Source organism: Herbidospora mongoliensis (assembly GCF_001570545.1).
GTDB lineage: Bacteria > Actinomycetota > Actinomycetes > Streptosporangiales > Streptosporangiaceae > Herbidospora > Herbidospora mongoliensis.
The window spans coordinates 278,838-303,009 of record NZ_BBXD01000017.1 but is presented as its reverse complement, the minus strand read 5'-3'; the positions used below and the strand labels follow the sequence as shown (position 1 = coordinate 303,009).

Below are 24,172 nucleotides of genomic sequence, written 5' to 3'. Positions count from 1 at the left end.
CATTTTCTCCGGACGGATATTGGAAAACCGGCGAGATGTGCCGGTGACGCCCGAGGCTTGAGGTGGCGCATTCATGGTTCAGGACTCGATTCAGTCGGACGCCCGGCGCGATTCGTCGGTCGAGCCGGTCGCTGTGGTGGGCCTTTCCTGCCGGCTTCCCCAGGCGGATACTCCCGAGCGTTTCTGGCGCCTCCTGCGGGACGGCGTGGACGCGGTGACCGAGGTCCCCGCCGGCCGGTGGCCGGACGCCGGCGCGCCGGGCCAAGGCCGGGGCGGGTTCGTCGACGACGTGGACCGTTTCGACGCCGCCTTCTTCGGGATCTCCCCGAACGAGGCCGCCGCCATGGACCCCCAGCAGCGGCTGGTCCTGGAGCTGGCCTGGGAGGCGCTGGAGAACGCCGGGGTCGCCCCCACCGCCCTGCGGGACGCGGCGGCCGGGGTGTTCATCGGAGCGATCTCCAACGACCACGCCGCCCTGCTCGGCGAACCCGGGCGGCACACCTACATCGGCGCCAACCGCGCCATGATCGCCAATCGCGTCTCGTACTTCCTGGGTCTGCGCGGCCCGAGCCTCACGCTGGACACCGGGCAGTCGTCGTCGCTGGTGGCGGTGGAGCTGGCGTGCGAGAGCCTGCGCCGGGGCGAGACCGGCCTGGCCCTGGCTGGCGGCGTCAACCTGAACCTGCTCGCCCAGACGACCGCCGCCATCGGCAGCTTCGGCGCGCTGTCCCCCGACGGGCGCTGCCACACCTTCGACAGCCGCGCGAACGGTTACGTCCGTGGCGAGGGCGGCGCGCTCGTCGTGCTCAAGCCGCTCGCGGCGGCGCTCGCCGACGGCGACGCGGTGCACTGCGTGATCCTCGGCGGGGCCGTCAACAACGACGGCGGCGGCGACGGCCTGACCGTGCCGAGCGCCCGCGCCCAGCAGGAGGTCATCACGCTGGCCCGCCGCTCCGCCGGGGTCGCCCCCGCCGAGGTCCAGTACGTCGAGCTGCACGGCACCGGCACGAAGGTGGGCGACCCGATCGAGGCCGCCGCCCTCGGCGCCGCCCACGCCGGATCCCGCCCCCCGGGGGATCCGCTGCTGGTCGGTTCGGTCAAGACGAACATCGGCCATCTCGAAGGCGCGGCGGGCATCGCCGGCCTACTCAAGACCGTTCTCAGCCTCAAGAACCGCGAGCTCCCGCCCAGCCTCCACTTCGAGAGCCCGAACCCGGACATCTCGCTCGACGACCTGGCCCTTCAGGTCGTCCGGTCCTCCCGCCAGTGGCCCGCACCCGGCGATCGGCTGATCGCCGGTGTCAGCTCGTTCGGCATGGGCGGCACCAACTGCCATCTGGTCCTCGCGGAGGCCCCGGCCAGCACCGGGTCTTCGAGCACCGGGTCTTCGAGCACCGGGTCCCCGAACGCCCCCGGACTGCCTTGGGTGATCTCCGCGCGGTCGGCCGAGGCGCTCCGGGCGCAGGCCGGACGACTCCGCGACCGGATCGACGGCGAGCCGGCGGTCGGCGACGCCGACGTGGCGCTCTCGTTGGTCAGGACCCGGGCACACCTCGAACATCGGGCGGTCGTCCTCGGCGAGCGCCGCAGGGAGGCGCTCGACGCGTTCGCCGGTGGGCGGCCCGACGAGTCGGTGGTGAGCGGATCGGTCATCTCCGGTCAGCGGGCGTTCGTCTTCCCCGGCCAGGGGTCGCAGTGGGCGGGGATGGCCGCGGAGCTGCTCGACGGGTCGCCGGAGTTCGTCGCGCTCGTCGCGTCCTGCGACGCCGCGCTCGCGCCCTTCGTCGACTACTCCGTCCTCGACGTCCTGCGCGCCGCCCCGGACGCCCCCGGCCTGGACCGGGTCGATGTGGTGCAGCCGGCGCTGTGGGCGGTCATGGTGTCGCTCGCCGGCCTGTGGCGGGCGAACGGCGTCGAACCCGATCTGGTCCTCGGGCACTCGCAGGGCGAGATCGCCGCGGCCACCGTCGCGGGGGCGCTGAGCATCCAGGACGGGGCGCGGGTCGTGGCGCTGCGCAGCCGGGCCATCGCCGGGATCGCCGGCCGCGGCGGCATGATGTCGGTCGCCGCGCCGCTCGACGTCGTCGAGGCGGCCGTACGCCCGCTGGCGCCGCAGGTGGGCGTGGCCGCGTTCAACGGCCCGCGCTCGGCGGTCGTGTCCGGACCGCGCGCGGTCCTGGCCGAACTGGGGGAGCGGCTCGCCGCCGACGGGCACCGGGTCAAGCTGCTGCCGGTCGACTACGCGTCCCATTCGCCGGAGGTCGAGCGCGTGCGCGACGAGATCGTCGCCGCGCTGGAGCCGATCCGGCCGGTGCGCTCCGCGATCCGGTTCGTCTCCACCCTCACCGGCGAGCCGATGGACACCTCCGGGCTCGACGCCGAGTACTGGTACCGCAATCTGCGGCAGCCGGTCCGGTTCGCGCAGGCCACCCGGTCGGCGCTCGACCTGGGCGCCGCCCTGTTCGTCGAATGCAGCCCGCATCCGGTGCTCGGCGCGGGCGTCGCGGAGACGGCCGAGGCCGCGGAGCTTGACGTCGCGGTCGTCGGGTCGCTGCGGCGCGGCGAGGGCGGGCCCGATCGGTTCACCCGGTCGCTGGCCGAGGCGTACACGTGGGGGGCGCCCGTCGACTGGGCGGCCCGGCACGACGCCGGCGCCCGGCTGATCGACCTGCCGACCTACCCGTTCCAGCGCCGCCAGTGCGGCCCGGCCGCGATCGTGTCCCGTCGTGCGAACGCGGTGGTCGCGGCGGCGGACCCGGGAACCGGCCCGGAAATGGGCGGCGCGCAATCCGGGCTCTCGCGGCGCGAGATCCGCGAACTGGTCCTCACCACCGCCGCCGGTGTCCTCGGGCATCAGGACGGAACGGGCGTGGAGCCGCACCGGACGTTCAGGGACCTCGGTTTCGACTCGGCGGCCGGGGAGGACCTGCGGGCCAGGCTGCGCACCGCGATCGGGATGCGGCTGCCCACCGGACTCCTGTTCGACCACCCGACGCCGGACCGGCTCGCCGACCACCTGTACGCGCTGACCGCCGATGGCATGGCCACCACCGCCCTGATCGAGCGGACCGGGCCGGGCGCCGCCCCGGTCGAGCCGACCGGCCCCGACGGCGACCCGATCGTGGTGGTCGCGATGGGCTGCCGCTACCCCGGCGGCGTGACGACGCCCGAGGAGCTGTGGCAGCTCGTGCGCGCCGGGGCCGACGCCATCGGCGAGTTCCCCGAGGACCGGGGCTGGGACCTCGACGCGCTGTTCGCGACGGGCGCGGAGCGTTCGGGCACCAGCGACACCCGCTACGGCGGCTTCCTCATCGGCGCGGATCGGTTCGACGCCGGATTCTTCGGGATCAGCCCGCGCGAAGCGGTCGCCATGGACCCCCAGCAGCGGCTGCTGATGGAGGTCTCCTGGGAGACCGTCGAACGGGGCGGCCTCGACCCGGCCACGCTCGACGGCACCCCCACCGGCGTCTTCGTCGGCGCGATGTCCTCCGACTACGGGCCGCGCCTGCACCAGCCCACCGGCGTCGCCGACGGCCATCTGCTGACCGGCACCGCCCTCAGCGTCGCCTCCGGCCGGATCGCCTACGCGCTGGGCCTGCGCGGCCCCGCGATCACGGTCGACACGGCGTGCTCGTCGTCGCTGGTCGCGATCGTGCTGGCCATGCAGGCGCTGCGGCGGGGCGAGTGCTCGCTGGCGCTGGCCGGGGGCGCGACCGTGATGTCCAACCCCGGGCTGTTCGTCGAGTTCAGCCGGCAGGGCGGCCTGGCCGCCGACGGCCGCTGCAAGGCGTTCTCCGCCCAGGCGGACGGCACCGGCTGGGGCGAGGGCGTGGGCATGCTCCTGCTCGAACGGCAGTCCGACGCGGTCCGGCACGGCCACCCGATCCTGGCCGTCCTGCGCGGCGGCGCGATCAACCAGGACGGCGCGAGCAACGGCCTCACCGCGCCGAGCGGCCAGGCCCAGCAGGACGTCATCCGCCAGGCCCTCGCGGACGCCCGGTTGTCGGCCGCCGACGTGGACGTGGTGGAGGCGCACGGCACGGGGACCCGGCTCGGCGACCCGATCGAAGCCGAATCGATCATCGCCGCCTACGGCGCGGACCGCGATCCGGAGCGGCCGATCTGGCTGGGCTCCCTGAAGTCCAACGTCGGGCACACCCAGGCCGCGGCCGGGGTCGGCGGCCTGATCAAGATGATCAAATCTCTGGAGCACCGCACGCTCCCGCGCACCCTCCACGCCGACGAGCCCACCGCTCAGGTCGACTGGTCGGCGGGCCGGGTCCGCCTCCTCACCGAACAGGTCGACCTGCCGGGCGACCGCCCGCTCCGGGCTGCCGTCTCCAGTTTCGGCATCAGCGGCACCAACGCCCACGTCATCCTGGAACGCGCGGCGGAGCCGGCGCGGGTCGCTCCGAGCTCCGCGACCTCCGTGGGCTCCGCTCTGGTCTGGGTGCTGTCGGCGAAGACCGAGAGCGCGCTCCGGGATCACGCGGTGCGCCTCGGCGCGTTCGCCGAGGGCGCCGCCGAGGAGGATCTGGCCGCGGCCGGGCCGCTGCTGGCGCGGCGGGCGACCTTCGCGCACCGCGCCGTCGTGGTGGCGCGGGACCGGGCCGAACTCCTCGAAGGACTTGCGGCCGTCGCCGCCGGCACGCCGCACGGGGCCGTGGTGGCGGGCGTCGCCGCAGGCACGGCGCGGCCGGTGTTCGTGTTCCCCGGGCAGGGGTCGCAGTGGGCCGGGATGGCCGTCGAGCTGCTCGAGTCCAGCGTGGTGTTCCGCGAGCACCTGGCCCGGTGTGACGACGCGCTCAAGCCGTATGTCGGCTGGTCGGTGGCGGACGTCCTGCGGGAGGCCGACGCCGCGCCGAAACTGGAGGGCTCCGACGTCATCCAGCCGGTGCTGTTCGCGGTGATGGCCTCGCTGGCCGGGCTGTGGCGGTCGGTGGGAGTGGATCCCACGGCCGTGGTCGGGCATTCGCAGGGGGAGATCACCGCGGCGTACGTCGCGGGGGCGCTGTCTCTGGAGGACGCGGCGAAGGTCGTGGCGCTGCGCAGCAAGGCGCTGATGAAGCTGGGCGGCACCGGCGGGATGCTCGCCGTGTCGCTGCCGGCCGACCGGATCGATCTGGCGCGCTGGGACGGCCGGCTGTGGCCCGCCGTGTACAGCGGCCCGGCCAGTACAGTCGTCGCCGGTGACCTGGACGCGCTGGCGGAGTACGCGGCGGAGTACGGCGAGGCCGTGCGGACCCGGCCGGTCGCGATCGACTACGCCGCGCACACCCCGCACATCGCGGCGCTGCGCGAGGAACTGCTGGCCACGCTCGGCGACGTCACGCCGCGCCCGACCGAGGTCGCGTTCTGCTCGGCCCGCGACGGCGCGTTCATCGATCCCGCCGAGCTCACCGCCGACTACTGGTTCACCAGCCTCCGCACCCCGGTCCGCTTCCAGCAGGCCATCGAGGCGTTCGAGGGTGCCCCGATCTTCATCGAGGCCAGCCCGCATCCGACGCTGACCGGGCACGTCCAGGACACCCTGGCGGCGGCGGACAGGCCGGGCGGGGCCACCGGCACACTCCGGCGTGATCAGGGCGGTCTCGCGCGGTTCCTGACGGCGGTCGCCCACGCGTACACGCTGGGCGCCGAGGTCGACTGGGCCGCCGCGCTCGCCGACGGGCCGGGCCACCACGTCGACCTGCCCACCTATCCGTTCGAGGGCAGCCGCCACTGGCTCGACGGTGACGCTCCGGCGGGGATGGGCGCCTCCGGGCACCCTCTGCTCGGCGCGGTCGTGGCGCTGGCCGGCGACGACGGATTCCTGCTCAGCGGACGGCTGACACGCGGTGGCGCGCCCTGGCTGGGCGACCACGTCGTCGACGGCGAGGCGATCCTGCCCGGCACGGCGTTCCTGGAGTTCGCGCTGGCCGCCGCAGCCGCCGCGGACTGCGAAGAGGTCGAGGAGCTGATGCTGGAGGCGCCGCTGCCGCTGCGGGGCGCGTGGTCGGTCGAGGTCCAGGTCGCGGTCGCCCGCGCCGACGAGCAGGGGCGGCGCGGGTTCACGATCCACGCCCGCCCGGCCGGAGACGCCGAGAACCCGTGGACCCGGCACGCGTCGGGCACGCTCGCGCAGTCGGCCCCGATGGCCGGACCGGCGGAATGGTCGCCCGGCCCACCCGTAGACATCGCCGACGCCTACCAGCGGCTGGCCGAGCACGGCTACCAGTACGGTCCCGCCTTCCAGGGCCTGCGCGCCGCCTGGCGTTCCGGCGAGGACACCTATGTGGAGGTCGCGCTGCCCGAGCCGCTGCGCGGGGAGGGGTTCACCCTCCACCCGGCGCTGCTGGACGCGGCTCTCCACCTCCTGGTGCTGGAGGCCGCCGACGAGGCGCGCGACCCCGGCACGCTGCTGCTGCCCTTCTCCTGGAGCGGGGTACGGGTGTCCGCCCTGGGCGCGGACTCGCTCAGGGCGCACCTGTCGGGCGACTCCCTGACGATCTACGACGGGACCGGATTCAAGATCGCCGAGGTGGACGCGCTCCATCTGCGCAGGGTGGCCCGGGGCGCGACGCGGGCCGCCGCGGAGACGTACGGCCTCGACTGGGTCGAGGTGGAGACGCCGGCCGCCGACCTGAGCGACCAGCGCTGGGCCGTCGTCGGGCTCGACGAGTTCGCCGACGAGATCGGCGCGGCGCTGGACGAGGCCGGGGTGATCGCGCCACGGAGCTATGACCTGGTGTCCGTCGCGGAGATGTCCGTCAGCGGCGTCCCCGCCACCGTGCTGGCGCCGATCTCGGCGGACGACGACGACCTTCCCTACAGCGCGCACGACGGCATGAACCAGGCGCTCAACCTCATCCAGGCCTGGGTGGGCGATGACCGGTTCTCCGGGTCGCGGCTGGTGTTCGTCACCCGGGGGGCGCGCAGTTCGCCGGCGGGTGGCGCGCTCTGGGGGCTGGTGCGCTCCGCGCAGTCCGAGCATCCGGGGCGATTCGTCCTGTTCGACGTGGAAGAGGGGTTCACCGCCTGGGGTTCGGCCTCGGCCGCGGTGGCGGCGGGTGAGACGCAGCTCGTGACGGACGACGGTGCGGTCCTGGCTCCCCGTCTGGCCCGCCGGAGCATCCCGGGGCAGGTCTCAGGGCAGATCGAAGGGCTGGGCACGGGCACGGTCCTCGTCACCGGCGGCACCGGTGGGCTCGGCCCGCTGATCGCGCGGCGGCTGGTCGAGCGGCACGGCGTACAAGACCTGCTGCTTGTCTCCCGGCGCGGCCCCGACGCGCCCGGCGCGGCCGAGCTGCGCGCCGAGCTGGCGGCCGGGGGCGCGCGCGTCACCGTCGCCGCCTGCGACGTGTCCGACCGGACCCGGCTGGCGGCACTCCTCGCCGGCCACCGGGTCACCGCCGTCATCCACGCCGCCGCCGTCCTGGACGACGTCACCGTCGAGGGCATGTCGGCCGGCCGCCTGGACAGCGTGTTCGCGCCGAAGGCCGACGCCGCCTGGTACCTGCACGAACTCCTCCCCGACGCGACTGCCTTCCTGATGTTCTCCTCGGTGGCGGGCGTGCTCGGCAACCCCGGCCAGGGAAACTACGCCGCCGCGAACGCCTTCCTGGACTCTCTCGCCGTGCACCGCCACACCATGGACCTGCCGGCGGTCTCCGTCGCCTGGGGCCTCTGGGACACCGGATCGGGGATGTCCGGCACGCTGTCCGAGGCCGACACGGCCCGCCTGGCCCGCGCCGGCATCGCTCCGATGAGCGCCGAGCAGGGACTGGAGCTCTTCGACGCGGCACTGACCGCGCACGACCCCCTCCTGGTGGCGGCGACCTGGGACCGCGCCGGGCTTCGCGCGAAGGCGGCGGCCGGCGAACTGCCCCCGCCGCTGCGCGGCCTGGTCCGCGCCCCGCGCCGGACCGCGGGGAAGGGCGCCGGGCAGGCGACCGGGAAGGCCGGCCTGGCCGAGAGCCTGGCCCACCTCGCCCCGGACGACGCCAGGGCCCGCCTGATCGACGTCGTCCGCGCGCACGTCGCCGCCGTCCTGGCGCACGGCGCCGCGAGCAGCATCGGCGTCGACCTCGCCTTCACCGAACTCGGCTTCGACTCCCTCACCGCGGTCGAGCTGCGCAACCGGCTCACCGCCGACACCGGGATGCGGCTCTCGCCGACGCTGATCTTCGACCATCCCACCGTCGAGGCCCTCGCCGACCACCTGTTCCACACCCTGGCGCCCGCCGGGCCCTCCGCCGAAGACACGCTGCGCGCCGCGCTGGAACAGGTCGCGTTCATGGTCGCCGCCGCCAACGGCGACGGCGACTCCATCCGCGACAAGCTCATCGCGATTCTGCAGAGCGGCCTGGAAACCTTCGGGGCCGCCACGACCACCAGGCTCCGAGTGCGGCCGAGCGGCACCGCGGACGCGGCGGAGCGACTCAGCTCCGCCTCGGACGAGGAGATCTTCGCGCTGCTCGACGACCGGGCCAAGGCGTCACCCCTGAGGTCCTCACCGGAAAGGTCCGAACATGGCGACTGAGGACAAACTGCGCGAATATCTCAAGCGCGCGATCGTCGAGTTGGCGGAGACCCGGCAACGGCTCAGCGACAGCGACGACCGCCGGCACGAACCTATCGCGATCGTCGGCATGGCCTGCCGTTATCCCGGCGGGGTCACCAGCCCGGAAGAGCTGTGGGACCTGGTCGCCGCGGGTGGCGACGCCATCGGCGAGATGCCCGCCGACCGCGGCTGGGACGTCGAGGGTCTCTACGACCCCGACCCGGAGGCGATGGGCAAGTCGTACGCCCGGCACGGCGGTTTCCTCTACGACGCGGGCGACTTCGACACCGCGTTCTTCGGGATGAGCCCGCGTTCCGCGCTGGCCACCGACCCGCAGCACCGGCTCGTCCTGGAGACCTCCTGGGAGGTCTTCGAGCGGGCCGGCATCGACCCGGCCACGCTGCGCGGCAGCCTCACCGGGGTCTACGTCGGCAACATGTACAGCGACTACTCCTCGCGGTTCACCGACGGGGCGGTCCCGGAAGGGGTCGAAGGCACGCTGCTGGTGTCGAGCGCGCCGAGCGTGCTGCCGGGGCGGGTGTCCTACACCTTCGGGCTGGAAGGCCCGTCCATCTCGGTGGACACGGCCTGCTCCTCCTCGCTGGTGGCGATCCACCTGGCGGTGCAGGCGCTGCGGCGCGGCGAGTGCACGATGGCTCTCGCGGGAGGCGTCACCGTGATGGCCACCCCCGACTCCTTCGTCGAGTTCTCCCGCCAGCGCGCGCTGGCCGCCGACGGGCGGTGCAAGTCGTTCTCCGCCGACGCGGACGGCGTGGCCTGGGCCGAGGGCGCCGGCATCCTGCTGCTGGAGCGGCTGTCGGACGCGCGCCGCAACGGCCGCCGCGTGCTGGCCGTCATCCGCGGCTCGGCCGTCAACCAGGACGGCGCCAGCAACGGGCTCACCGCCCCGAACGGCCCCGCCCAGGAGAAGGTCGTCGAACAGGCGCTCGCCGACTCCCGGCTGGACACCCGCGACATCGACGCCGTCGAGGCGCACGGCACCGGCACCCGGCTCGGCGACCCGATCGAGGCGGGCGCGCTGCTCGCCACGTACGGGCAGGGCCGTTCCAAGGACGGCCCGCTCTGGCTGGGCTCGGTGAAGTCGAACATCGGCCACTCCCAGGCCGCCGCCGGGGTGGCCGGCATGATCAAGATGGTGCTGGCCATGCGGCACGGCGTCCTGCCCCGCACGCTGCACGTAGAGGACGCCAACACCCAGTTCACCCAGGACGTCCGGCCGGACCACGCCGATGGGATCCGGCTGCTGACCAGCGCACGCCGCTGGTTCCGCGAAGGCCACCCGCGCCGGGCCGGCGTCTCCTCGTTCGGCATCGGCGGCACGAACGCGCACATCATCCTCGAAGAGGCGCCCGAGCAGCCGGAGCCGCCGATCCAGCCCCCCGCGGTCGCCGGCGCCCCGCACGCGTGGCTGCTCAGCGCCCGCACCGCCACGTCGCTGCGCGAGCAGGCCGCCCGGCTGCACCGGCTCGTCAGCGCCGACCCGGCGATGACCCCCGCCGACGTCGCGCATGCTCTCGCGACCCGGCGGGCCAGGTTCGAACACCGCGCCGTCATCGTCGGCCACGACAGGGAAGCCCTGCTGGCCCGCCTCGGCGGGCACCTTCAGGACGAATGGATCACCGGCACCGCGCCGGACCGCCCCCGGCTGGCGTTCCTGTTCACCGGGCAGGGCGGCCAGCGGGCCGGCATGGGCCGCGAGCTGGCCGCCGCCTCACCCGTCTTCGCCGCCGCGCTCGACGAGGTCTGCGCCGCGCTGGACCGCTACCTGGACCGGCCGCTCCTCCAGGTCATGTGGGCCGAACCCGGCACGCCGGACGCGGCACTGCTGAACAAGACCCGCTACACCCAGCCCGCGCTGTTCGCCTACGAGGTGGCCGCCTACCGGCTGCTCGAATCGCTCGGCGTCACCCCCGACTTCGTGGCCGGCCACTCCGTCGGCGAGTTCGCCGCCGCGCACGTGTCCGGCGTCTGGTCGCTCGCCGACGCGGCCCGGCTGATCGCCGCCAGGGGGCGGCTCATGCAGGCGCTGGACGTGCCCGGCGCGATGGTCGCCATCGAGGCGAGCGTCGATGAGGTACGGCCCGGACTGACCGGCCAGGTCGGCCTCGCGGCCGTCAACGGGCCCGCCTCCGTCGTCGTGTCCGGCCCCGAGGAGGCGACGCTCGCGGTGGGGGCGCGCTGGCGCGAACTCGGCCGCCGCACCCGCAGGCTGCCGGTCAGCCACGCCTTCCACTCCGCGCTGATGGAGCCCATGCTCGCCGCGTTCGAGGCCGAACTCCGCACCGTCCTGTTCACCGAACCGCAGTTCCAGGCCGCCACCAACCTGGGCGCCGACGCCACCTGGACGCAGCCGTCGTACTGGCTGGACCAGATCCGGCACGCGGTCCTGTTCCAGCCGATGATCGCCCGGCTGGAGGCGGAGGGCGTGCGCGCCTTCCTGGAGGTCGGGCCCGAGGCGGTGCTGGCCGGGATGGCGCACGACTGCGTCACCGGCCCCGGCACGGTGATCGCCTCACTGCACCGCCGTCAGCGCCCCGAGCCCGACTCGCTCATCGACTGCCTCGCGCGGGTGGCCGTCGCCGGCGTCCCGGTCGACTGGGCCGCGCTGTCCGGTGGCGGCGCGCACGTGGAGCTGCCCACCTACGCCTTCGACCGCGAGCGGTTCTGGCTCAGCTCGCTCCTGCGCACCGGCGACGTCACCGCGGCCGGGCTGCGCGACGCCGGCCACCCCCTGCTGGGCGCGGCTCTCGACCTCGCCGACGACGGCACCACGGTCCTCTCCGGCCGGCTCGCCGCCTCGTCCGCGCCCTGGCTGAGCGAGCACGTGATGCTCGGCTCGGCCGTGCTGCCCGGCGCCGCGCTGGTGGACCTGGTGCTGGACGTGGGCGGCCGGATCGGCTGCGACCAGATCGAAGAGATCATGTTCGAGGCGCCGCTGGTGCTGCCCTCCCGCGGCGCGGTCGACGTGCAGGTCGTCCTCCAGCACGCCGAAGGACCCCGCCCGATCCGGGTCTACTCCCGGCCCGCCGGCGAGGCGGAAGCCGTCTGGACCCGGCACGTCTCCGGCCTCGTCAGCGCGGCATCCGCCCCGGTGACGGCCGCCGCCTGGGCCGGCGAATGGCCTCCCGCCGACGCCGTCCCCATCCCCGTCGACGGCGGCTACGAGCGGCTGGCCGACCTCGGCTACGAGTACGGCCCCGCCTTCCAGGCCGTCCGGGCCCTCTGGCGGCAGGGCGAGGACCTGCTCGCCGAGGTCGCCCTCGACGACGACCAGGACATCACGGGCTACGGCGTCCACCCCGCCCTCCTGGACGCGATGTTCCACCCCATGCTGCTGGCCGACCCCGCCGCCGCCGGTGAGATCCGCCTCCCGTTCGAGTTCCGCGGGGTGCGGCTGCTCGCCGCCGGGGCCCGTCGCCTGCGGGTCCGGCTCAGCTCCATCGACGCCGACGGGTGCGCCGTCCAGGCGGCCGACGGCCTGGGGCGGCCGGTGTTCTCGATGGATTCGCTCCGGGCCCGGCCGGTCCCGGCCTCCGCGCTGGCCGCCTCGACCGGCCCGGTGCCGCACGGGGTGGACTGGGTGGAGGTGAGCGTGCCGACCGGAAACGGTTCCGGGTTCGCGTTCCTGGACCCGGCCCACCTCCAGTCGCTGGAACCCGTCCCCGAGTTCGTGGTGACGACCCTGACCGCCGATGACGGGAATGTGCCCGCGGCCCTGCGCGACCTGTCCGGTCAGGCGCTCGACCTGATCCAGACCTGGGTGTCGGGCGAACGCTTCGCCGGTTCCCGCCTGGTGTTCCGCACCCGCGCCGACGATCTGGCCGGCGCCGCCGTGCTGGGCCTGGTGCGGTCGGCGCAGTCCGAGCACCCCGGCAGGTTCGTCCTGCTGGACGCGGGGCCCGACTTCACCGCCTGGAGTTCGGTCGCCGCCGCGGTGGAGGCCGGCGAATCGGAGCTGACCGCCCGCGACGGCGTCCTGCTGGCCCCTCGGCTGGCCCGCAGGACCGCCGGACCCGCGGCCGGGCTCGGCGACGGCACCGTGCTGGTCACCGGCGGCACCGGTGGTCTCGGCAGCCTGGTCGCCCGGCGGCTGGTGGAGCGGCACGGCGTACGGGATCTGCTGCTCGTCTCCAGGCGCGGCCTGGACGCGCCCGGCGCGGGGCTGCTCGTCTCCCACCTGGGCAGTTACGGCGCCCGGGTGATGGTCGCCGCGTGCGACGTGTCCGACCCGGACGCGCTGGCCGCCGCGCTCGCGCTCGTCCCGCCCGACCGGCCGCTCACCGCGGTCGTGCACACGGCCGGTGTGCTCGACGACGCCACCGTCGAAGGACTCACCCCCGCCCGCCTCGACACCGTGTTCGCGCCCAAGGCCGACGCCGCCTGGCACCTGCACGAACTCACCCGCGGCCTGCCGCTGTCGGCCTTCGTGCTGTTCTCCTCGCTGGCCGGAGTGCTCGGCAACCCGGGGCAGGGCAACTACGCCGGCGCGAACGCGTTCCTGGACGCGCTGGCCGCGCACCGCCGTAAGGCGGGCCTGCCCGGCGTGTCGATCGCGTGGGGGCTCTGGGAGACCGAATCGGGAATGTCCGGCACGCTGACCGAGGCCGACAGGGCCCGGCTGGCCCGCGCCGGCGTCGCCCCCCTCACCGTCGAGCAGGGCCTCGACCTCCTGGACGCGGCGCTCGGCAGCCAGGAACCGCTCGTCGTGGCGGCCAGATGGGACACCGCCGGGCTGCGGGCCAGGGCCGAGGCGGGCGACCTGCCCCCGATCGCGCATGGCCTGGTCCGGCTTCCGCGCCGGGTCGCCGCCGGAGGACCGGCGGCGGGAGCGGGCCCGTCCGGCGGGCTCGGGGAACGGCTGGCCGGTCTGTCCCAGCCCGACGCGCTGCGCCTGCTCACCGACACCGTCCGCGCCCACGTCGCGGCCGTCCTGGCGCACGGCAACGCCGCCAGTGTCGGCCTCGACCGGGCCTTCAACGAACTCGGCTTCGACTCGCTCACCGCGGTCGAACTCCGCAACCGGCTCAACGCCGAGACCGGTCTGCTGCTCCCGGCGACGCTGGTCTTCGACCACCCGACCGTGAACGCGCTGACCGACCATCTGTTCAAGAGCCTCGCGCCGGCCACCCACTCGCCGGAGGAGATGCTGCGCGGCGCGCTGGAACGCGTCGAAGCGATGATCACGGCGGCGGCCGGGGACGCGATCAGGAACAAGGTCGTCGCGATCCTGCAGAACGGCCTCAACCGTTTCACCGCCGCCGATGCCGCGCGCGACGCGGGCGACGTGGACGACGTGGACGACGTGGCCGGCCGGATCGACTCGGCCTCCGACGAGGAGATCTTCGCGCTTATCGACAACGAGCGGTGACCCGTGGCCACCGGACGTGGAAAGGCGGCACCGATGAGTACTGAGGACAGACTTCGCGACTACCTCAAGCGCGCGATCATCGAGCTGGAGGACACCCGCGAGCACCTCGCGGAACTGGAGGAACGCCGGCACGAGCCCATCGCGGTCGTCGGCATGGCCTGCCGCTACCCCGGCGGGGTGACCAGCCCGGAAGAGCTGTGGGAGCTGGTGGCCGGCGGCGTGGACGCGATCGGCGAGTTCCCCACCGACCGGGGCTGGGCCACCGACCTGTACGACCCGGACCCGGAGGCGGCGGGCAAGTCCTACACCCGCCACGGCGGCTTCGTGTACGACGCGGCCGACTTCGACGCCGCGTTCTTCGGGATGAGCCCGCGTACCGCGCTGGCCACCGACCCGCAGCACCGGCTCGTGCTGGAGTCCTCCTGGGAGGCGTTCGAGCGGGCCGGCATCGACCCGGCCACGATGCGCGGCAGCCTCACCGGGGTCTACGTCGGCAACATGTACGAGCACTACGCCGGCCGCTTCATCGGCACGGTTCCGGCCACGGTCGAGGGGACGCTGTTCACCTCGAGCGCGTCGAGCGTGCTGTCGGGGCGGGTGTCGTACACCTTCGGGCTGGAAGGCCCGTCGATCTCGGTGGACACGGCCTGCTCCTCCTCACTGGTGGCGATCCACCTGGCGGTGCAGGCGCTGCGGCGGGGTGAGTGCGCCCTCGCGCTCGCCGGAGGCGCGACCGTGATGGCCTCGGCGGAGCCGTTCATCGAGTTCTCCCGGCAGCGGGCCATCGCCGCCGACGGCCGCTGCAAGTCCTTCAGTTCGACCGCCGACGGCGCGGCCTGGGCCGAGGGCGTCGGCATCCTGCTGCTGGAGCGCCTGTCGGACGCGCGGCGCAACAACCGGAAGATCCTCGCGGTGGTGCGCGGCTCGGCCGTCAACCAGGACGGCGCGAGCAACGGCATGACCGCCCCCAACGGCCCCGCCCAGGAGCGGGTCGTGCTGCAGGCGCTGGCCGACGCGCGGCTCGACACCCGCGACGTCGACGCCGTCGAGGCGCACGGCACCGGCACCCGGCTCGGCGACCCGATCGAGGCCCAGGCACTGCTCGCCACCTACGGACGCAAGAGAGCAGCCGACCGGCCGCTCTGGCTCGGCTCGGTGAAGTCGAACATCGGGCACACCCAGGCCGCCGCCGGGGTGGCCGGCGTGATCAAGATGATCAAGGCGATGGAGCACCGGACCCTGCCGACGACCCTGCACGTGGCGGAACCGACGCCGCATGTGGACTGGTCGTCGGGAGGGGTGCGGCTGCTCACCGAGTCGGTCCCGCTCCCCGCCGACCGGGTGGTGCGGACGGCCGTGTCGAGTTTCGGGATCAGCGGCACGAACGCGCACCTCATCCTGGAGGAGGCGCCCGCCGCCGAGACCGGGACCGAGACCGGGACAGAGACGCCGGCCTTCGGTCCCCTCGTCTGGGTCCTCTGCGCGAAGTCCGCCGCCTCCCTGCGCGGCCAGGCCTCCCGGCTGGGCGCGTTCGCCGGCGGCGCCCCCGAAGCCGACCTGTTCGCCGCCGGCCGGCTCCTGGCCCGCCGCTCCGGCTTCGCCCACCGCGCCGTCGTCGTCGCCGAGGACCGCGCCGAACTGGTCGACGCGCTGACCGCCCTCGCCGAAGGCGGCCGGCACCCCGCCGCCGTGACCGGGGTGGCCCCCGCCGACACGCGGCCGGTCTTCGTCTTCCCCGGTCAGGGCTCCCAGTGGGTCGGCATGGCGGTCGACCTGCTCGACTCCAACGAAGCGTTCCGCGCGCAGATGCAGCGCTGCGAGAAGGCCCTGCGCGTGCACACGGGCTGGTCGGTCACCGGGGTGCTCCGCGCCGACGAGGGAGCGCCGCAGCTTTCGGGCACCGACGTCATCCAGCCGGTCCTGTTCGCGGTGATGGTCTCCCTGGCCGCGCTGTGGCGCTCGCTCGGCGTCGAACCCGCGGCCGTGGTCGGCCACTCCCAGGGCGAGATCGCCGCCGCCTGCGTGGCGGGCGCGCTCTCCCTGGAGGACGCCGCGAAGATCGTCGCGCTGCGCAGCCGGGCCCTGGTCAAGCTGAGCGGCACCGGCGGCATGCTCGCCGTGTCGCTGCCCGCCGGGCAGCTGCGCGACCTGCTGGAGCCGTGGCGGGACCAGATCTGGATCGCGGTGCACAGCAGCCCCGCCGGGTGCGTCGTCGCCGGCGACGTGGACGCGCTGGACGCGTTCACCGCCGCCCACGGCGACGCCGTCCAGATCCGCCGGATCGTGGTCGACTACGCCTCCCACACCCCGCACGTCGAAGCGCTCCGCGAGGAGCTGCTGGCCACCCTGGACGGGGTCGCGCCCCGCGCGACCGACATCGCGTTCAGCTCCGCGCACCGGGGCGAGTTCATCGACACGGCCGAACTGACCACCGCCTACTGGTACGAGAGCCTGCGCAACCCGGTCCTGATCGAGTCGGCGGTCACCGCCTTCGCGGGCACGGGCACGCCGCTGTTCATCGAGGCCAGCCCGCATCCGGTCCTCGGCCACGACCTGCGGGAGATCTGCGAGTCGGCCGGGATCACGGCGGGCGTCGCCGCGACCCTGCGCCGGGGAGCGGGCGACTGGCGTCGCTTCCTGACCGCGCTGGCCGACGCGTACGTCCTCGGCGCGGATGTCGACTGGAGCGCGGCCGTCACCCCCGGGCCCGACCGCAACGTGGACCTGCCGACGTACGCCTTCGAGCGCCGCCGCTACTGGCTGGGCGCCGCCGGGCCGGCCGGGATCGCGCCCGCCGGGATCGACGCCTCCGGCCACCCGCTGCTCACCGCCGTGGTGCCGACGGCCGACGACGGATTCCTGCTCACCGGGGAGCTGAGCGCGGCGACCGCGCCCTGGCTGGCCGACCACGCCGTGGACGGCGGCGTGCTGCTGCCGGGCGCGGCCTTCGTCGAGCTGGCCCTCGAAGGAGGCGCGCTCACGGGCTGCGACCACCTGGAGGAACTGGTCATCGAGGCGCCGCTGTTCCTCTCCGAGGGAGACGTCGTCCCCATCCAGGTCATCGTCGGCTCGCCCGACGCCGACGGCCGCCGCCCCGTCGGGGTCTTCGCCCGCGCCGGGGCGGACTGGACGCGGCACGTGTCCGGGCTCGTCGTCACCGGCTCGCCGATCGCGGACCTGTCCGCCTGGGCGACCGCCTGGCCGCCCGCCGACGCCGAGCCGTTCCCGATCGACGGCGGCTACGAGCGGCTGGCCGACCTCGGCTACGAGTACGGCCCGGCCTTCCAGGGCGTCCGCGCCATGTGGACCCGGGGCGCCGAACTGTTCGCCGAGATCGCCGTGGACGTGACCGGTGACGGCGCCGGTGCCGGAACCGTGGACGTGACCGGGTTCGGCATCCACCCGGCCGTGCTGGACGCGGCCTTCCAGCCGATGGTGCTGGCCGCCGGGCCCGGCGGGCCGCGCCTGCCGTTCGCGTTCCGGGGCGTCAGCCTGCACGCGTCGGGGGCGACCCTGCTGCGGGTCCGGCTGGTCCCGTCCGGGGACGACGCGACGGTCGAGGCGGCCGACGCGACCGGGCACCCGGTGTTCTCCATCGACAACCTGCGGGTGCGGACCGCCCCGGCGCGCACGACCGCCCCGCGCGGGCCCGTCATCCACGGGATGGACTGGGTGAGACTCGCCGTACCCGCTGGAGACGAGACCGCGTTCGTCTTCCTCGGCGCCGGTCCGCTGCCCGCGGACGTGCCGGGTTTCGTCGTCGCCACCGTCGGCGCCGACCCGTCGAGCGAGCTGCCGGTCGCGCTGAGGGAGGAGTGCGGCCGGGCGCTCGACCTGGTCCGGATGTGGGCGGGCGACGAGCGGTTCTCCGCCTCCCGCCTGGTGTTCGTGATCCGACCGGGGGATCTGGCCGGCGCGGCGGTGCGCGGGCTGGTCCGTTCCGCGATGTCGGAGCATCCGGGCCGGTTCGTCCTCTTGGAGGCCGCAGAGGGTTTCGCCGACTGGTCCGCTGTGGCCGGCGCGGTCGCGGCGGGGGAGACACAGCTCAGGGCCGTGGACGGCGCGCTGCTGGCCCCCCGGCTGGCCCGCAGGACCGCCGGACCTTCGGTCGGGTTCGGCGAGGGCACGGTGCTGGTCACCGGCGGCACCGGCGGCCTCGGCAGCCTGGTCGCCCGGCGGCTGGTGGAGCGCCACGGCGTACGGGATCTGCTGCTCGTCTCCAGGCGCGGCCTGGACGCGCCCGGAGCCGGCGACCTGGCCGGCGACCTGGGCGAGCTCGGCGCGCGGGTCACGGTCGTCGCGTGCGACGTCGCCGACAGGGACGCGCTGGCCACCGCGCTCGCGCTCATCCCGCCCGACCGGCCGCTGACCGGCGTCGTGCACACCGCCGGCGTCCTGGACGACGCGACCGTCGAGCAGATGAACGGCGACCGCCTCGACACCGTGTTCGCGCCCAAGGCCGACGCCGCCTGGCACCTGCACGAACTCACCCGCGACCTGCCGCTGTCGGCCTTCGTGCTGTTCTCCTCGCTGGCCGGGACGCTCGGCAACGCCGGTCAGTGCAACTACGCCGCCGCGAACGTGTTCCTGGACGCCCTCGCCGCGCACCGCCGCGAGGCCGGCCTGCCGGGCGTGTCGATCGCCTGGGGCCTGTGGGACGCCGGCAGCGGCATGACCGGCGGGCTCACCCACGGCGACGTGGCCAGGATGGCCCGCTCCGGCGTCGCCCCGCTCACCGCCGAAGCCGGCCTGGACCTGTTCGACGCCGCCCTCGGCAGCGCCGAACCGCTGGTCATCGCCACCAGCTGGGACATCGGCGGGCTGCACGCCCGCGCCGAACGGGGCGACCTGCCAGCGATGCTGCACGGCCTGGTCCGCGCCCCGCGCCGGCAGGCCGCGTCGGGCGGCACCTCGCTCGCGCCCGTCGGCGGCGACCTGCGGGGACGTCTGGCCGAAGTGCCCGAGACCGAGGCCAGGCGGCTGCTCACCGACTTCGTCCGCGCCCACGTCGCCGCCGTGCTCGCGCACGGCAGCGCCGCCGGGATCGACGTGGACCGGGCGTTCAGCGAACTCGGCTTCGACTCCCTGACCGCCGTCGAACTCCGCAACCGGCTCAACGCCGAGACCGGCCTGCGGCTGCCCGCGACGCTCGTCTTCGACCACCCGACCGTCACCGCGCTGACCGGCTACCTGTTCAGGCACCTCGCCCCCGCGGCGCCCTCGCCCGAGGAGACGTTGCGAGGCGCGCTGGAGCGGGTCGAGGCCGCGCTAGGCACCCTCAACGGCGAGGCGGACGCGGTCAGAAGCAAGCTCGTCGCCATCCTCCAGACCGGCCTGACCAGGCTCGCGCCCGGCCCGGCCGACGCGACCGAAGTGGTGGCGAAGATCGGCTCGGCCTCTGACGAGGAGATCTTCGCGCTGATCGACAACGAACTCTGAGCACCGTCCCAACCACCCCCTTCGCTACTGGAAAGGCTCGACAGATGGGGAACGAGGAAAAACTCCGCGCCTACCTCAAGCGTGTGACCGTCGATCTGACCCAGACGCGCCGCCTGCTCGCCGCCGCCGAGGACCGGGCCCACGAACCGGTCGCGATCATCGGCATGGCGTGCCGCTACCCCGGCGGCGAAACGGTCGAGGGGTACTGGGACATGTTGTCGCAGGGCCGCGACGGGGTCTCCGAGGTGCCGGCCTCGCGCTGGAACATCGACGACTACTACGACCCCGACCCGCGCACCCCGGCCGCCATGTACACCAGGCACGGCGCGTTCCTGCCGGAGATCACCACCTGGGACGCCGAGTTCTTCGGCCTGTCCCCGCGTGAGGCGCTCCGCGTCGACCCCCACCATCGGCTCCTGCTCGAGCTGACCTGGGAGGGCCTGGAGGACGCCGGCGCCTCCCCGGCCCGGGTGGCGGGCAGCCGCACCGCCGTGATCATCGGGCTGATGGACACCCTCCAGTACGGCCGTCTCCAGCTCGAACGCCAGGGCAGGGACGCGCTGGCCGACCCGTACCTGGCCTCAGGGGTGTCCGCCAGCGTCGCCGCCGGGCGGATCGCCTACCAGTTCAACCTGTCGGGCCCGACGCTCACGGTCGACACCGCCTGCTCGTCGTCGCTGATCGCGGTGCACCTGGCCGCCGAGAGCCTGCGGCGCGGCGACTGCGACCTGGCCATCGCGGCCGGAGCGTCGCTGACCATCCACCCCACCAACTTCATCCAGGCCTGCGCCGGCGGGATGCTCTGCCCGGACGGCAGGTGCAAGACGTTCGACGCCGGCGCCGACGGCTACGTGATGGGGGAGGGCGCCGGCCTGGTCGTGCTCGAACCCCTCTCCAAGGCGATCGCGAACGGCCGCCGCATCCGGGCCGTGCTGCGCGGCTCCGCCGTCAACCAGGACGGCCGCAGCAACGGCCTCACCGCCCCCAGCCGCAGCGCCCAGGTCGCCGTGATCACCAGCGCGCTGGCCGCCGCCGGTGTGTCGCCCGACGACATCGACCACGTCGAGGCGCACGGCTCCGGCACCCACCTCGGCGACGCGATCGAGCTCGGCGCCCTGCACGACGTCTTCGGCGGCCGGTCCGCCGAACGCCCCCTGCGGGTCGGCGCGGTCAAGACCAACATCGGCCACACCCAGGCCGCCGCCGGTGTCGCCGGGCTGATCAAGTCCGTGCTGATCCTGGAGAACCGGCTCATCCCCAAGACCCTCAACCTGACCCAGCCGTCCCCGGCCGTCCCCGCGGACGGCTCGATCCAGCCGGCCGCCGACGCGGTGCCGCTGCCCGGCGAGGGCACGCCGCGCCTGGTCGGAGTCAGCTCGTTCGGCCTGTCCGGCACCAACGCCCACCTGGTGCTCGAATCCGCGCCGCCGCCCGAGCCGGCGACGGCGGTCGCCGAGGGACCGCACGCGCTGCCCATCTCGGCGGCCGGCGACGCGGCGTTCCGCGAGCACGCCTCCCGCCTCGCCTCCTGGCTGGAGGACCACCCCGACGCCGGCCTGGCCGACGTCGCGCACACGCTGCGGGTCGGCCGCGCCGAGCACGACCACCGCCGCGTCCTGGTCTGCGACGACGTGGCCGAGGCCGTCCGCGGACTCCGGAACGCCGCCTCGTCCGGGGCCGCCGCGCGCGTGAAGGGGCGGCCGCGCGTCGCCTTCCTCCTCCCCGGCGTCGGCGATCAGTACGCCGGCCTCGGCCGGGAGCTCTACCAGGCCGAACCCGTCTACGCCGCAGCGGTCGACCGCTGCGTCGAACTCGTCGGGGACGTCGACCTGCGCCCGCTGTTCCACCCCGCAGAAAAGCCCGCGGCGGCCTCCGGTGACCTGGCCGTCCTGCTCGGCCGCGCGAAGGCCCCCTCGCAGGCCCCCTCGGAGGCCGACGACCGGCTGGCGCACGCCGAGGTCGCCCACCCGTTCCTGTTCACCGTCGAGTACGCGCTGGCCCAGCTGCTCGCGCACCGGGGCGTCCGCCCGGACGCGCTGCTCGGCTACAGCCTCGGCGAATACGTCGCCGCCACCCTGGCGGGGGTCTTCACCCTGGAGGACGCGCTGCGCGTCGTCACCGAACGCGCCCGCCTGATCAGCGCCATTTCGGCCGGCAAGATGGTTGCGGTCGCGGCCGGCGAGGACCAGGTCCGCGCCTTCGGCGCCGGGACGGGAAACGGGACGGGGACCGGCATCGCCGCGCTGAACGGCCCGTCGATGACCGTCCTCAGCGGCGCGCCCGACGAGATCGACGCCATCACCCACCGGCTGCTCGCCGCGGGCATCGCCTGCCGTCCGTTGCGCTCCGCGCACGCCTTCCACTCCGCGTTGCTCGAACCCGCGCGGGAGAAACTGGCCGCGCTGATCGAATCCGTGCCCCGGCAGGCCCCGGCCACCACGATCCTGTGCAACCTCACCGGCCTGCCGATGACCGCGGAACAGGCCACCAGCAGCGCCTACTGGGCCGACCAGCTCGTCAGCACGGTCAGGTTCGCGGACGCGGTGGGGCACTGCGTCGAGCAGGACATCGACGTGTTCGTCGAACTCGGCGCGGGGCAGACGCTCGGCGGCCTGGTCCGGCAGAACCTCGCGGGCGGGTCCGGGGCCGCGGTCCTCGGCACCCTGCCGGCCTCCTGGGCCGGTGGAGAACCGCGCGACGCCCGGGTCGAGCTCCTGGAGACCTGTTCCCGGTTGTGGGAACTCGGCGTGGGCGTGACCTGGGAGCGCGTCCAGCCGGGACCGGGCCGCGTCGTCAGCCTGCCGGCGTACCCGTTCCAGCGGACCCGCTACTGGCCGGAGATCGTCGAGGGCAGCCGCTCGCCCGTGCCGTCGGCCCGGCTGAGCGAACCGGCGGACCTGTGCTTCGCGCCTGCCTGGCAGCGGGACCCGGCGCGCGCGGCCGTCCCCGCCGACCTGCGGCTGGACGGATCGCTGATCGTGTTCGCCGACTCTGGCGGCGTCGGCACGGCACTCGCCGACCGCGCCGCCGCCTCGGGCACGCGGGTGCTGGAGGTGGTCGCCGGGACCGAGTTGCGCCGCGAGGGCCGCTGCCTGGTCATCGACCCCCGCGACCCCGGCCACTACGCCGAGGTGTTCGCAGCCGTCGACGGTGATGGGCCGCTCCATGTGGCCCACCTGTGGAGCCTCCTCGCCGACGACCCGCACGCCGCCGTCGGGTACGGCTTCGACAGCCTGCTGCTCGCCGCCCAGGCCTTCGGCGACCGGGGGGTACGGCTGCTGACCGTCACCCGGGGAGCCACCGAGATCCTCGGGGCGGACGCGACGGCCCCGTACCGGGCCGTGACGCACGGTCTGGGACGCGCGCTCCGGCACGAGTACACGGGCCTGGACTGGACCGGCGTCGACCTCGATCCCGGCGCGCCCGACATCGAGGCAGCGGCCGGTCAGATCGGCTGCGAACTGCTGCTGGACGTCGACCGCGACGACGCCGAGGCCGTGTACGACCGGGTCTCCGGCTGGCGGCGCGGCCGGCGCTGGCTGCGCGGCTGGGGCGAGGTGCCCACGGTCCCCGATCCGCCGTCGCCGTGGCGGGAGGACGGCGTCTACCTGATCACCGGCGGCGCCCGCGGCCTCGGGATGGCACTGGCCAGGCACCTGGTCCGGGCCGGGGTGCGCAGGCTCGCGCTGGTCGGCAGGACCGCGCTCTCCCGCGACGCCGTAACCGACCCCGACAGCAAGGCCGGGCGCAGCCTGCGGGACGTCGCGGAACTGGAGGCAGGCGGGGCCGAGGTGCTGCTGCTCTCCGCCGACGTCGGCGTCCCCGCCGAGCTGCGGGCCGCGCTGGAGCGCTGCCGCGACCACTTCGGCACGCTCACCGGCGTCATCCACGCCGCCGGGCTCCCCGCCGGCGGGATGGCGCAGCGCAGGACGCTCGCGGACGCGGGAGCGGTGCTCGCTCCCAAGGTCCTCGCGATGGGCCCGCTGGCCGAACTGGTCGGCCCGGAGACCCCCGCCGACCAGCGGCCCGAACTGCTCGTCCTGTACTCCTCCGCCGTCACCGCGTTCGGCGGCATCGGCGAGAGCGACTACTGCGCCGCCAACACCGTCCTGGACGCCTACGGCGAGGCGCTCGCCGCCTCGGCCCCCTCCACCCGGGTCGTGTCGATCGCCTGGGGCCCCTGGCAGCACGACGACTGGCAGGCGGAGAGCCTCAAATCCGCCACCGGCCTGGCCGAACGCGTGCGCGCCTACCGCTCGCGGTACGGCTTCGCCGACGACGCGGGCTGCGCCCTGCTGGACCGGATCGTGGCCGGTGGGCACGGCAACGTGCTGGCGGTCCGGCAGCCGCTCCGCGAGGTGCTCCGCGACTGGTCGGCGATGGTCGACATCGACGCGCTGGTCGGAGCGACCACGGCCGTCTCGCTCAGCGAGCGTTTCCCGCGCCCCGGGCTCCGCACCGACTACGCGGCCCCCCGGACCGAGCCGGAGATCGCCATCGCCGAAGTGTGGGGCGCCTACCTCGGCATCGACCGGGTCGGCATCCACGACCCGTTCTTCGACCTCGGCGGCAACTCCCTGGTCGGGATGGCCATGGTGCTCGCCATCGAGAAGGAACTCGGCGTGCCGATCGCGCCCGCCGTGCTGTTCGAACACCCGACCGTGGCGGAGTTCGCCGCGGCGGTGGCCGGAGACGCCGCGGAAGGCGCCCGCCAGGCTTTGGACACCAGCTCGGCGCGGGGGTCGCGGCGTCGCCGCGCCCGCTCGGGGACGCGGAAGTGAGGACGCCCGACATGAGAGCTG

Annotated in this window: 4 protein-coding genes; all 4 read left to right on the top strand. The window is 74.6% G+C overall.

Annotation, left to right across the window (positions count from 1 at the left end):
- Positions 1-73 precede the first annotated feature (73 nt).
- From AW272_RS25875 to AW272_RS25860, 4 genes are read left to right on the top strand one after another with little or no spacing between them, the layout of a single operon-like run.
- A complete protein-coding gene (locus tag AW272_RS25875; RefSeq protein WP_066370172.1) occupies positions 74-8,521 on the top strand; it encodes an SDR family NAD(P)-dependent oxidoreductase in 8,448 nt (2,815 codons plus the stop codon).
- Complete coding sequence (locus AW272_RS25870) at positions 8,511-13,931, top strand: type I polyketide synthase (protein WP_066370170.1); 5,421 nt, start codon at positions 8,511-8,513, stop codon at positions 13,929-13,931. Before AW272_RS25875 ends, AW272_RS25870 begins: the two co-directional genes overlap by 11 nt.
- 33 nt (positions 13,932-13,964) lie before the next feature.
- A complete protein-coding gene (locus tag AW272_RS25865) occupies positions 13,965-19,370 on the top strand; it encodes a type I polyketide synthase (protein ID WP_066370167.1) in 5,406 nt (1,801 codons plus the stop codon).
- A 44-nt stretch (positions 19,371-19,414) separates the two neighbouring features.
- Complete coding sequence (locus AW272_RS25860; protein WP_066370166.1) at positions 19,415-24,151, top strand: type I polyketide synthase; 4,737 nt, start codon at positions 19,415-19,417, stop codon at positions 24,149-24,151.
- Positions 24,152-24,172: the final 21 nt, after the last annotated feature.

Excerpts from the sequence above, each read along its gene's own strand:
- AW272_RS25860 (WP_066370166.1), top strand. The coding sequence starts at position 19,415 with ATGGGGAACGAGGAAAAACTCCGCGCCTACCTCAAGCGTGTGACCGTC.
- AW272_RS25865 (WP_066370167.1), top strand. The coding sequence starts at position 13,965 with ATGAGTACTGAGGACAGACTTCGCGACTACCTCAAGCGCGCGATCATC.
- AW272_RS25870 (WP_066370170.1), top strand. The coding sequence starts at position 8,511 with ATGGCGACTGAGGACAAACTGCGCGAATATCTCAAGCGCGCGATCGTC.
- AW272_RS25875 (WP_066370172.1), top strand. The coding sequence starts at position 74 with ATGGTTCAGGACTCGATTCAGTCGGACGCCCGGCGCGATTCGTCGGTC.